Source organism: Brenneria goodwinii, assembly GCF_002291445.1.
GTDB lineage: Bacteria > Pseudomonadota > Gammaproteobacteria > Enterobacterales > Enterobacteriaceae > Brenneria > Brenneria goodwinii.
In genome coordinates, this window is sequence record NZ_CP014137.1 from 5,141,777 (window position 1) to 5,153,264 (window position 11,488).

Genomic DNA, 11,488 nt, shown 5'->3' on the forward strand with positions numbered 1-11,488 from the left:
AAAAACATTAACCCAGCGCAACTTTGATACCGAGCGCAATCAAAACCGTCCCCAGTATTTTATCCACCAGCTTTTGCGCCTTTTCCAGACCTCTGCGTACCGGGGAACTCTGGAAAAGCACCACCAGCAACGGCCACCAGATAACCGACAGCCCCCAAATGATGGCGGCATACCACAGCTTCTCGCCGACGCCGGAATTGATACTCAATACCTGAGTGAATACGGCAAGGAAGAACAGCGTCGCTTTGGGGTTAAGCAGGTTACATAAGTAGCCCTGTAAAAACGCTTTTTTCAGGCTGACGCGCTGCGGCGACAAATGAGAAAGATTCATTTTACTCCCGCCGCGGGACAGCAGCGCTTGAATCCCCACCCATATCAGATAAGCGGCGCCGGCATATTTCAGCAGATTAAACAGCCACGGCGTAGTGGTGATGACGACGGCCAGCCCCGCCACGCAATACGCCATATGGGTTGCTACGCCGCAAATCACGCCCAACGACGTCATCAGTGCGGCGAGCCGTGGATAGCGCACCGAATTTTTGATCACCAGAAAAAAATCCGGGCCGGGAGAAAGCATACCGAGCGTGGCAATGGTAGCGACAAACAAAGACGTTTCGAACATGATGTGTTCCAGGTGGCAAAATAGTAAGACAAAACGGGTAGAATGATAGCGCCAGAGTAAATAATTAGCATCACCAATATTGGCTAATGGCTTGCAATATGTTAACAAGTTGCCTTGCTTTCTTTAGGGTTATTCTTCCGTACGTAGAATCGGGATAAAAACATGGTCAGTGAAACAACACAGCAAAGGGAGATTACCCGGTTGTGTATTCAGTGTGCGCTTTTGCTGTTACAGCATGGTGCGGAAAGTATGGTTGTGGAAAAGTTATCTTCCCGGCTTGGCGTGGCGTTGGGCGCTGATAGCGTTGAGACGTCAATCTCAGCCAACGCCATTGTGCTAACCACGATAATGCAAGGGAATTGCCTGACGTCCACGCGAAATAATACCGATCGCGGCATTAATATGCATGTGGTGACCGAGGTGCAGCATGTGGTCATTATGGCTGAACATAAATTGCTGGATGTAGAAGGGGTGGGGAAGCGCTTTGCCCATATCAAACCGTTGCGCTATCCGCGTTGGCTGATGGTATCGATTGTGGCGCTCTCCTGCGGCTGCTTCAGCCGGTTGAATGGGGGCGGTTGGGACGCCTTTGTGGTGACGATGATTGCCAGCGGGTTGGCAATGTACGTCAAACAGATTTTGACCGCGCGTCAGCTTAATCCGTTGATCAACTTTTGTATTACGGCATTCGTGGCGACCTCGGCCTCCGGGCTATTGATGAAGCTTCCCCTATTCCAGCAGGCGTCGACCGTGGCGATGGCGGCCAGCGTGCTGCTATTGGTTCCCGGTTTCCCGCTGATTAATGCGGTGGCCGATATGTTCAAGGGCCACGTCAATACGGGGTTGGCGCGCTGGATGGTGGCGAGCTTGCTGACGCTGTCGACCTGTATTGGCGTAGTGATGGCGTTGTCGCTGTGGGGGTTGCGCGGATGGGCTTAAGTCTACTGTGGGCGCTGTTGCAGGATATGGCCTTGGCGGCGGTCCCGGCTCTGGGATTTGCCATGGTTTTCAACGTTCCGGTAAAAGCGTTGCGTTATTGCGCCGCCCTCGGCGCGTTGGGTCATGGTGTGCGATTCATCTCCATGTACTTCGGTTTGAATATCGAATGGGCCTCTTTCCTGGCGGCGATTACTATCGGGATCATCGGTATTCGCTGGTCGCGCTGGCTGCTGGCGCATCCCAAGGTGTTTACCGTCGCCGCGGTCATTCCCATGTTCCCGGGCATTTCTGCCTACACCGCGATGATTTCCGTGGTGGAAATCTCTCATCTTGGCTACAGCGAAGAATTGATGAATGTGATGATGACCAATTTCCTGAAAGCCAGCTTTATCGTCGGCGCGCTGTCTATCGGCCTGTCGTTGCCGGGAATATGGTTATATCGTAAGCGCCCCGGCGTATAGCCCTCGTCGGGGTTCTTGTAAATATTCTTCTATAAGATGTATCTATATCGACGAGTAGTGGGGCTTTCCGTATAGTGTCAGCAATTTTCTGACCTACAGGGTTTCACCATGGTTATTAGTTTGATTGCCGCATTGGCTGTGGATCGTGTTATCGGTATGGAAAATGCCATGCCGTGGCATTTACCGGCGGATTTGGCATGGTTTAAGCACAATACGTTAGGTAAGCCGATCGTGATGGGCCGTAATACTTTCCGCTCTATCGGCCAGCCGTTGCCCGGCAGACTGAATATTGTCGTCAGCAGCCATCCCGGCGATGATGAACGCGTCACCTGGGTCTCTTCGCTGGATGAAGCCATTGCCGCCGCCGGTGATGCGGAAGAAGTGATGGTGATTGGCGGCGGAAGTATTTACCAGCAGATGTTAGCTAAGGCTAACCGCCTGTATCTGACTCACATTGACGTGGAAGTGGAAGGCGATACGCATTTCCCGGATTATGAACCCGATGAGTGGCAGTCCACCTTCAGCGAGTTTCATGATGCGGATGAGCACAATTCCCATAGCTATTGTTTTGAAATTCTTGAAAGAAATTGATTTCTTTCGTCTAAAACGCCGGCACTGTAATCCGGCGTTGTTTGAGATGCCTCCTCGCGAAGGCGGCATGTGCTGAGGAAAGCGCGCCGCCAACGTCTGACTAAACCGGATGCGGGATTACTCGGCGTTATTCGTATCAGGACGTGACAGGGATTTTTGCGTGAAATACTGTTGGTCTTCCCAACGCAGCATGGTCAGTTCTCCTCCCCAGCAGCAGCCCGTATCCAATGCGTAGATATTCTGCGGCGTGCCTTTCCCCTCCAGCGAGGCCCAATGTCCAAAGGCAATGGCGTACCCAGCTTCCGTTATCCGGCTTGGCAACGCGAACCACGGTTTCAACAATGACGGCGCCTGCGTCGGCGCATCCTTACAGATCATATCCAACTGGCCGCCGGAGAAGCAGTAGCGCATACGGGTCAACACGTTGGTGCTGAAACGCAGGCGGGAAAGACCGCTGAGTTGGGGGTCCCAGTGATTCGGCATATCGCCGTACATCGCATCGAGAAACAGAGGATAGCTATCGCTGCTCAGCACGGCTTCCACTTCCCGCGCGCACAATTCCGCTGTTTCCAGATCCCACTGCGGCGTAATTCCGGCATGGGCCATTACAAGTTTTAAATTTTCATCAACCTGCAACAGCGGTTGCCGGCGCAGCCAATTTATCAGCTCATCGGCGTCCGATGCTTTCAGCAACGCAGAAAGCCGATCTTTGGGTTTACTGCAGCTAATTCCCGCGTAGACGGCGAGCAGATGTAAATCGTGATTTCCCAGAACAATACGGGCTGATGCGCCGAGAGAACGAACATAGCGCAGCATCTCAAGCGAATCCGGACCGCGGGCGACCAAATCGCCGGTCAGCCATACCGTATCTTGCTGTGGATTAAAGGAAACCTGCGCCAATAGCGCCTTGAGTTCAACTAAACAGCCGTGAACATCGCCAATTAAATAAGTAGACATAAAATTTAGTGTATCAGTGAGGGGATCGCCAAACGGAATACGGGGATACTGACCTGAAAGTCGTTACCTTGATGATCGAGCATCTGGTAATGTCCTTCCATCGTACCTAACGGGGTTTCCAGGATAGTGCCGCTGGTGTACTGGAATTCGCTTCCCGGCTGTATGACCGGCTGCTCGCCAACAACGCCTTCGCCCTGAACTTCGGTTTGGCGTCCATTCGCGTTGGTGATCAACCAGTAACGACCGCAAAGTTTTACTTCATGCCGCCCCAGATTGCGGACAATAATCGTATAAGCGAATACGAAACGTTCTTCATCAGGCTGCGACTGAGACTCGACATAGAAACTTTGAACCTGTACACAAACACGGGGCGCATTAATCATCACGACAACTCCAGTTATTCCTGTGCTGCAGGATGCTCGGTCAGCCAGTTTGCCAACCGGCAGTATTGTTCAACCGTAACATTTTCAGCCCGACAGCCTGAGTCGATATCCAACTCGGCGAGCTGTTCCGGCGTAAAGAGATTACCCAGGCTGTTGCGCAGCGTTTTACGGCGTTGATTAAACGCTTCTGTTGTAAGCCGGCCCAATACGCGGATGTCATTCACCGGGTACGGAACCTGAGCGTGAGGAACCAGACGGACAACGGCGGAATCGACTTTCGGGGCCGGTTTAAACGCGGTGGGCGGTACTTCCAGCACCGGGATCACCTGACAGTAATATTGCGCCATGACGCTTAGGCGGCCATAGGCCTTACTGTTCGGGCCGGCGACCAGACGGTTAACCACTTCCTTTTGCAACATAAAATGCATGTCGCGGATAGCCTGAGTATAGCTGAACAAATGGAACATCAGCGGTGTTGAAATATTATAGGGTAGGTTACCAAAGACGCGCAGAGATTGACCAGCCTGTTCGGCTAATGCGGAAAAATCCACCGTCATGGCATCTTGCTGGATGATAGTCAGCTTATCTTTCAGCGTAGGGTGGTTTTCCAGACGCGCCGCCAGATCGCGATCCAGCTCGATCACCGTAAAGCGATCCATTCGTTCTCCGACCGGTTCGGTCAATGCACCCAGACCGGGACCGATCTCGACGATGGCCTGACCGGGTTGCGGATAAATGGCGGAAACAATGCTGTCGATCACGAAGCGATCGCTCAAAAAGTTTTGCCCAAAACGTTTACGGGCGAAGTGACCTTGGTGTACTCGATTATTCATTAATGTGTTTTGTCATTTTAATGGCAAGGTTTAATGCCGTGATAAAGCTGCCGGAATCGGCGCTGCCGGTGGCGGCCAGTTCCAAGGCGGTGCCGTGATCGACCGAAGTGCGGATGAACGGCAGCCCCAGCGTAATATTTACCGCCCGGCCAAATCCCTGATATTTAAGAACTGGCAGGCCCTGATCGTGATACATCGCCAGTACCGCGTCCGCGTGTTGCAGATACTTCGGCTGAAACAGCGTATCTGCGGGTAACGGACCAATAAGGGCGATGCCTTGTCGGCGGAGTTCGTCCAGCGCAGGCGTGATGACGTCCAGCTCTTCACGCCCCATATGACCGCCTTCGCCCGCGTGGGGATTCAAACCGCAAACGTAGATTTGTGGTTGTTCGATGCCGAATTTGGTCTGCAGGTCGTGATGCAGAATAGTAATGACTTCATGCAGGCATTGCCGGGTAATGGCGCTTGAGACCTCAGAGAGCGGCAAGTGCGTGGTCGCCAACGCCACGCGTAGTTCTTCGGTCGCCAGCATCATGACGACGCGTTTGCAGTGGCTGCGATCGGCAAAAAATTCGGTGTGGCCGCTGAACGGCACGCCGGCATCGTTGATGATGCCTTTGTGCACCGGTCCGGTAATCAGGGCGGCGAATTCGCCGCTCAGGCAACCATCACAGGCCCGCGCCAGCGTATCGACGACATAGGCGCTGTTGCTGACGTTAAGCTGACCGGCCACCGTGGTTGCCCGGGTGGGGATCGACAATACCGTCAGGCTCCCCGCCTGTTGGGGGCGTGCGGGTTGCCCTGCCTGGTAGTGCTGCAACGTCAGGGGTAAATGCAGTTGCAGCGCGCGGCTCAGCAGCAGGTCAGGATCGGCGCACACCACCAGTTCGACCGGCCACGCCTGCTGCGCCAGCGCAATAACCAGGTCGGGGCCGATCCCGGCGGGTTCGCCGGGAGTGATCACAACACGCTGCGTTCCGATCTCAGTTTGCATTAATTATCAGTACCATCAATGATTTTGACATAGGCCGTGGCCCGCTGTTCCTGCATCCAGGTTTGCGCTTCCTCGGCGAACTTCCGGTTAAATAGCATCCGGTATGCGCGTTCTTTCTGCGCGGCGTCGGTTTTATCAACCTGACGGGTATCCAGCAGTTGAATCAGATGCCAGCCGAAAGCAGAGTGAACCGGTTGGCTGATTTCGCCTTTTTTCAGTTTCAGCAGCGCGTCCCGAAAAGCCGGATCGTACATGTCCGGAGACGCCCAACCCAGATCGCCGCCCTGATTGGCGGTGCCGGGATCCTGCGATAGCTGTTTGGCCTGAGAAGCGAAATCGCTGCCGCCATTTTTGATCTGCTGAGCAACGTCTTCCAGTTTCTCCTGCGCCTGGCCGTCCGTCATCACCACAGAGGGTCTCAGCAGAATGTGGCGGGCATGGAATTCGGTGACGGACACCGTTTGGTCGCCGCCGCGAATATCGTTAACGCGCAGAATATGAAAACCGACGCCGGAACGGATCGGCCCGACGATTTGTCCTTTCTGGACCTGCATCAGCCTTTCGGCAAACAGCGTCGGGATCTCTTGCAATTTACCCCATCCCATTTGCCCGCCGTTCAAGGCCTGAGAATCGGCGGAATAGGCGATAGCCAGCTTGCCGAAATCGGCGCCTTCATTGAGCTGTTTCACCAGGGAGGTCGCCAGGTTTTCAGCGTCGTCCACCTGTTGCTGGCTAGGATTTTCCGACAGCGGAATGAGAATATGGCTTAAGTTCAGCTCGTCGTCTTCGCCGGTTTGGTTGGCGATCTGTTTCGCCAGCGCATCGACTTCCTGCGGCAGCACGCTGACACGGCGGCGAACCTCGTTATTACGCACCTCGGCGATCAGCATTTCTTTACGGATCTGCTCGCGATAGGTTTTGTAGTTAAGACCTTCATAAGCCAACTGGCTTTTTAACTCGTTAAGCGACATACGGTTTTGCGCCGCGATATTGCCGATGGCTTGATCCAGTTGTTCGTCCGTAACCTGGATACCCATTTTTTGCGCCATCTGCAGGACGATGTTATCCATAACCAGACGATCGATAATCTGGTGACGTAATGTGGCATCATCCGGTAATTGCTGACCCGAATGCTGGGCGTTCAGCTTAACGGACTGAAAAAGACTGTTTACGTCGCTTTCCAGTACAACGCTGTTGTCTACCACTGCTGCGACTTTATCAACCACCTGTGGTGCTGCGAACGCGGTAGAGGCCGTTAGTGCCAATCCGAAAATAAGCGTTCTCCAGTTATTCATACCTTTCCCATTTATCTCATCCGCAAGGCGGGTTAAAAGTTTCATTGACACAGCCTGCCTGCCGCATTTATCGCGTTACCGCACTCTGCCCGATATATCAGAACGCGCGTTGGTAAGGCAAAATGCCTGAACGCAGCATTTTTTCGGAGCCCAGGCTGTAGTTATTGCTTAAACCACGTAATTCGATATTAAACGACACTTTATTGTCGTACACGCTGTTGCCGCTGGCGCTATTCCAGTCGGTAATCTTACGTTCATAGCCAACGCTGACCGCCCAGCAACAGGTATTGTATTGCAAGCCAATCAACTGGTCGGCCGGCTGATTGGCTTTGGTATCATAGTAATACGCGCCCACAACGGCCCAGCGATCCACGATAGGCCAACTGGCCATGACGCCCACCTGGGAGATCCCCTGTTGAAAACCGGGGTTCTGCACGTTTGGCAACATGGCGCGAATATATTGAGGACTGGCATAGCGGTAGTTTAACTGTACCAGACGCTCCGCGTCTTTACGGTATTCCACCACGGCATCGCCCAACGCCACTTCGTTGAGACGGGCATCGTACTGCAATCCTCCCCGCAGACCCCAATTGTCGTCAACCCTTAGATAAGAGTCCCCGGCCCATACCATGCTGCCGTTATTGTCACTTTGATCGAGCATCATATTGTTGTCGCCGGTACGAGGGCGATCAAAGTAATAGATTTGACCTACGGAGGCATTAAAACGTTCAACCAAAGCATCATCATAAATGCGGGATGTTACCCCGGTTGCGATTTGGTTGGCGGAAGCAATGCGATCCAGACCGCTGTAGTTGCGGTCGCGGAACAGCCCCGAGTAGTCGGACTGCAGCAACGTCGAGTCATAGGTATGAATGCTGCTTTGATTGCGATATGGCACGTACAGATACTGCGCCCGCGGCTCCAGCGTTTGGGTATAGCCTTGCGACCAGTTCATTTCACGCTCGAACACCATTTTGCCGTCCACTTTGAACTGCGGCATCACGCGATTTACCGAACTTTTCAGATCGTTTTTCGCCGTGTCGGTGACCGAGGCATCAGCCTGGTAACGATCGAGCTTGGTCTGTTGATAATGCGTCGCCAACAGCTTGGCTTCGGTATTCAGGCTGCCCCAGCGATTGGAGAGCGGTAGGTTCAACGCGGGTTCGAAATGCAGACGCGTCGCTTCCGGCCGGTTAGCGTTAATGTTGGTGAATTTTACCGCCTGACCATAAAGATGCATATCAAACGGGCCGATATCATTCTGATAATAATTGATATCGAGCTGGGGTTCGGCACGGTAGATATCCCGGCTGTTTGCGCTGGAAAATACCTGGAACTGTTTGGTGGACAGCGTGGTGTTCCAGTTTTCGTTGGCATAACCCAAACTGAATTTCTGCGTGACGTAACCGTCCGTGGTCGAACCGTAATTGGAGTCCAGATCGGTGAAGTAGCGATCGTCGCTGACTTTTGTATAGTCGGCGTTGAAACGCCACACCTGATCCATGACGCCGCTATGTCCCCAATAGAACAGCCAGCGGGTGGCGTTATCGTCTTCCGGGAAGTCTTTGGCGTATTTATTGTCGCTGGGGAGCCAGTCAAGCTCGATGGTCCCCCGGCCGGGCGGAGTCAGATAACGGAATTCGTTCTGCCATTGCATACCGCGTTTGGTTTGCAGGTGCGGCGTGATCGTGGCGTCGAAGTTCGGGGCGATATTCCAGTAGTATGGGGTGATGAGCTCAAAGCCGTTGCTGCTGCCGTATTTGGCATTGGGGATCAGGAAACCCGAGCGCCGTCTGTCGCCAATGGGCAATTGCAGATAAGGGCTGTAGAACACGGGAACATTGCCGATCTTGAAGCGGGCATTCCAAATTTCGGCAACCTGTTCTTCACGGTCTTGAATCACTTCCGAACCAACGACGCTCCAGCTATTATCTCCCGGCAGGCAGGATGTGAAGGTGCCGTTTTCCAAAATGGTATAGCGGTTGTTATCGCGTATTTTCATTTTGTCGGCCGCGCCGCGCCCTTGGCGGCCGACCATTTGATAGTCGCCTTCATACACATCGGTATCTTTGGTATTAAGGTTTGACCAGGCTTTCGGACCTTTCAGGATGACTTGGTTATCATCGTAGTGCACATTGCCGGTGGCGGTCACGGTGCGGGTGGGCGTGTCCTGATTGCCGGATTCGATCTGGTTAAGTTCCACCTGCTCGGCGGTCAGGATGCTGTTGCCCTGTTCGATATTCACATTGCCGATGAAGCGGGCGTTTTCCGGATAGCTGGCTTCGGTTTTGTCGGCCTGAATGTGAACCGGTAATTGATTCGGCTCGCCCGTAACCAGCGGTCTGTTGTACGTGGGGACGCCCAGCATGCACTGTTCGGCGAGATCGGCCAGCGATTGTTGACTGTATAGCGCCGACCAGATCAAGGTGGCCAGCAGGGTTGGGAAACTTTTTTTCATACGCTGTATCGGATGTTCCGTTATCAGAGGCATCATGCCGGCAAACGGTCAGAGACTATATTAGTCGCCAGCGTTGCGCCAGTGTTAAATCCCCACTGTTTTATACGCGCTGCCGTTAGGTGCAAAGATAAATGACGGGTATGATAAAGCAATTTTTAGCCGACGGCATGAGGATTTGAGGAGTATATGCGGTATTGGGGAAAGTTGCTGGGGCTTATATTGGGGATTATGTCTAACAGCGGTATCTGGGGAATGCTTATGGGACTGCTGATGGGCCACTGGGTCGACAAGACCAGGGCATCGCGTCGCCGTAACTTTTTTTCCGCCCAATCTACCCGCCAGTCGTTGTTTTTCCTCACGACTTTTCAGGCAATGGGGCATTTAACCAAATCCAAAGGCCGGGTGACGGAAGCCGATATCCGCATTGCGACCAAAATCATGGATCGTCTTGAGCTGTTTGGTGAAGCGAGAGCGGCGGCGCAACAGGCGTTTCGCGAAGGTAAGGCCAGCCACTTTCCACTGCGTCTTAAACTGCGGAAATTGCGTGATGCCTGCCTTGGACGTTTTGATTTAATTAAGATGTTTCTGGATATTCAGATTCAGGTCGCTTTTGTCGACGGGGCGCTTCATCCAAATGAACGGCGCTTGTTGTATGTTATTGCCGACGAGCTCGGCGTGAGTCGCGAACAGTTCGAGTTTTTTCTGCGTACGATGGAGGGGCCGGCCAACCGCGCCGAACCCGGCGGCAAACAAGGCGGGAAGTCGTATCAGCGGCGCAGTCAGTCGTCTAACGGCCATTCTTACGGCGGTCAACGGCAGTCGGCCGCACCGCGCGGGCCGACGCTGGAAAGCGCCTGCCGTACGCTGGGCGTGAGCCGCGGCGATGATGCGGCGACGATTAAACGCGCCTACCGTAAGCTGATGAGCGAGCATCATCCTGATAAGCTGGTGGCGAAAGGGGTGTCGCCCCGCATGATGGAAATGGCAAAGCGCAAAGCGCAGGATATTCAGGCCGCCTATGAGTTACTGAAAAACGTCAATCAATTTAAATAACCCGCTCTCCCGCTCGCTGTCCTTCTACACCGTTTTTCCCTTCCGCCTCTTCGTTTGCCCGTCTCCCTGAACGGCAGATTGCATTGACGTGATTAACCACGCGTTTAGAAATCCGCTTCACAGCGAAAATGCATGGGCGTTTTGAATTCAGGATGCATGATGCACAGCTCCTGCGCGTGGAGCAGCAGGCGCGGCGCCTTGGCTTTGGCTTGCGGATGGGCATAGAAACCGTCGCCCAGAATCGGGTGGCCCAGAGCCAGCAGGTGGACACGCAACTGGTGGGAGCGTCCGGTGATCGGCATCAGCCTGACGCGCGTAGTGCCATCGGCGTCACGGGATAGCACCTGATATTCGGTTTGCGCCGCTTTACCCAGTTCAAAACAGACTTTCTGTTTGGGGCGGTTCGGCCAGTCGCAAATCAGCGGCAGGTCGATTAATCCTTCGTCGCGCTCCATCAATCCCCATACGCGGGCGATGTAGGCTTTTTTGGGTTCGCGTTCGCGAAACTGGCGTTTTAACTCACGCTCGGCGGCTTTGGTCAGCGCGACGACGATGACGCCGCTGGTGGCCATGTCCAGACGGTGGACGGACTGCGCGTCTGGGTAGTTCGCCTGAATGCGGCTCATCACGCTGTCTTGGTGTTCCGGCGCACGGCCGGGCACCGAGAGTAAGCCGCTGGGCTTATTCACCACCATGATGTGCCGATCCTGATACAGAATGTGCAACCAGGGATCGGTAGGGGGATTGTAAGGTTCCATCGCTGCTGCCTTTCTCCAGGCTATTGATAACGTGTGATGCTTTATCGCCACTCCCCCGGCGTCCCCTTTGTCAGAGGCGTCGTGGCACGCAATATTCGCTTTTCTCCCTCCCTTGTGAAGGGGAGGGACGGGGTGGGGTTAATC

The 11,488-nt window shown here is 53.9% G+C and carries 12 protein-coding genes; 4 read left to right on the forward strand and 8 right to left on the reverse strand.

All coding sequences use genetic code 11. The features are described 5' to 3' along the window. Window positions 1-7 precede the first annotated feature (7 nt). Complete coding sequence (locus ACN28R_RS22835) at window positions 8-622, reverse strand: LysE family translocator (protein ID WP_095835566.1); 615 nt, start codon at window positions 620-622, stop codon at window positions 8-10. 162 nt (window positions 623-784) lie between these two features. Here ACN28R_RS22835 and ACN28R_RS22840 point away from each other — a divergent pair, with 162 nt between their 5' ends. The 3 genes from ACN28R_RS22840 to folA all read left to right on the forward strand — a co-directional run bounded on the left by ACN28R_RS22840 (window position 785) and on the right by folA (window position 2,613). Continuing rightward, the gene (locus ACN28R_RS22840) at window positions 785-1,561 is read left to right on the forward strand and encodes a threonine/serine exporter family protein (protein ID WP_095835567.1); all 777 of its coding nucleotides are present in this window, start codon (window positions 785-787) and stop codon (window positions 1,559-1,561) included. Then, a complete protein-coding gene (locus tag ACN28R_RS22845; protein WP_095835568.1) occupies window positions 1,552-2,022 on the forward strand; it encodes a threonine/serine exporter in 471 nt (156 codons plus the stop codon). The genes ACN28R_RS22840 and ACN28R_RS22845 overlap by 10 nt, the downstream gene beginning before the upstream one ends. 108 nt (window positions 2,023-2,130) lie before the next feature. Then, window positions 2,131-2,613, forward strand: coding sequence for a type 3 dihydrofolate reductase (gene folA, locus ACN28R_RS22850; protein ID WP_048637444.1), 483 nt, complete (start codon window positions 2,131-2,133; stop codon window positions 2,611-2,613). A 117-nt stretch (window positions 2,614-2,730) separates the two neighbouring features. On the opposite strand, the gene apaH is transcribed toward folA, so the two are convergent. From apaH to lptD, 6 genes are all read right to left on the reverse strand, one after another. Next, a complete protein-coding gene (apaH, locus tag ACN28R_RS22855) occupies window positions 2,731-3,570 on the reverse strand; it encodes a bis(5'-nucleosyl)-tetraphosphatase (symmetrical) ApaH (protein WP_095835569.1) in 840 nt (279 codons plus the stop codon). A 5-nt stretch (window positions 3,571-3,575) separates the two neighbouring features. Further along, entirely contained in the window at window positions 3,576-3,953 is a 378-nt protein-coding gene (apaG, locus tag ACN28R_RS22860) for a Co2+/Mg2+ efflux protein ApaG (protein ID WP_048637446.1), read from the reverse strand. A 14-nt stretch (window positions 3,954-3,967) separates the two neighbouring features. Next, entirely contained in the window at window positions 3,968-4,786 is an 819-nt protein-coding gene (gene rsmA, locus ACN28R_RS22865; protein WP_048637447.1) for a 16S rRNA (adenine(1518)-N(6)/adenine(1519)-N(6))-dimethyltransferase RsmA, read from the reverse strand. After that, entirely contained in the window at window positions 4,779-5,780 is a 1,002-nt protein-coding gene (pdxA, locus tag ACN28R_RS22870; RefSeq protein WP_095835570.1) for a 4-hydroxythreonine-4-phosphate dehydrogenase PdxA, read from the reverse strand. Before pdxA ends, rsmA begins: the two co-directional genes overlap by 8 nt. Continuing rightward, window positions 5,780-7,075: a peptidylprolyl isomerase SurA gene (surA, locus tag ACN28R_RS22875; protein ID WP_095835882.1), complete on the reverse strand. Its 1,296-nt coding sequence runs from the start codon at window positions 7,073-7,075 to the stop codon at window positions 5,780-5,782. Before surA ends, pdxA begins: the two co-directional genes overlap by 1 nt. Window positions 7,076-7,172: 97 nt before the next feature. Continuing rightward, window positions 7,173-9,533 (reverse strand): LPS assembly protein LptD, encoded by a 2,361-nt coding sequence (lptD, locus tag ACN28R_RS22880; RefSeq protein ID WP_095835883.1) that lies wholly within the window; start codon window positions 9,531-9,533, stop codon window positions 7,173-7,175. A gap of 186 nt (window positions 9,534-9,719) precedes the next feature. On the opposite strand from lptD, the gene djlA reads away from it, so the two are divergent. Continuing rightward, a complete protein-coding gene (gene djlA / locus ACN28R_RS22885; protein WP_095835571.1) occupies window positions 9,720-10,586 on the forward strand; it encodes a co-chaperone DjlA in 867 nt (288 codons plus the stop codon). 104 nt (window positions 10,587-10,690) lie between these two features. Here the strand turns inward: djlA and rluA are convergent, their stop codons facing one another. Further along, the gene (rluA, locus tag ACN28R_RS22890) at window positions 10,691-11,344 is read right to left on the reverse strand and encodes a bifunctional tRNA pseudouridine(32) synthase/23S rRNA pseudouridine(746) synthase RluA (protein ID WP_095835572.1); all 654 of its coding nucleotides are present in this window, start codon (window positions 11,342-11,344) and stop codon (window positions 10,691-10,693) included. Window positions 11,345-11,488: the final 144 nt, after the last annotated feature.

Excerpts from the sequence above, each read along its gene's own strand:
- ACN28R_RS22835 (WP_095835566.1), bottom strand. The coding sequence starts at position 622 with ATGTTCGAAACGTCTTTGTTTGTCGCTACCATTGCCACGCTCGGTATG.
- ACN28R_RS22840 (WP_095835567.1), top strand. The coding sequence starts at position 785 with ATGGTCAGTGAAACAACACAGCAAAGGGAGATTACCCGGTTGTGTATT.
- ACN28R_RS22845 (WP_095835568.1), top strand. The coding sequence starts at position 1,552 with ATGGGCTTAAGTCTACTGTGGGCGCTGTTGCAGGATATGGCCTTGGCG.
- folA (WP_048637444.1), top strand. The coding sequence starts at position 2,131 with ATGGTTATTAGTTTGATTGCCGCATTGGCTGTGGATCGTGTTATCGGT.
- apaH (WP_095835569.1), bottom strand. The coding sequence starts at position 3,570 with ATGTCTACTTATTTAATTGGCGATGTTCACGGCTGTTTAGTTGAACTC.
- apaG (WP_048637446.1), bottom strand. The coding sequence starts at position 3,953 with ATGATTAATGCGCCCCGTGTTTGTGTACAGGTTCAAAGTTTCTATGTC.
- rsmA (WP_048637447.1), bottom strand. The coding sequence starts at position 4,786 with ATGAATAATCGAGTACACCAAGGTCACTTCGCCCGTAAACGTTTTGGG.
- pdxA (WP_095835570.1), bottom strand. The coding sequence starts at position 5,780 with ATGCAAACTGAGATCGGAACGCAGCGTGTTGTGATCACTCCCGGCGAA.
- surA (WP_095835882.1), bottom strand. The coding sequence starts at position 7,075 with ATGAATAACTGGAGAACGCTTATTTTCGGATTGGCACTAACGGCCTCT.
- lptD (WP_095835883.1), bottom strand. The coding sequence starts at position 9,533 with ATGAAAAAAAGTTTCCCAACCCTGCTGGCCACCTTGATCTGGTCGGCG.
- djlA (WP_095835571.1), top strand. The coding sequence starts at position 9,720 with ATGCGGTATTGGGGAAAGTTGCTGGGGCTTATATTGGGGATTATGTCT.
- rluA (WP_095835572.1), bottom strand. The coding sequence starts at position 11,344 with ATGGAACCTTACAATCCCCCTACCGATCCCTGGTTGCACATTCTGTAT.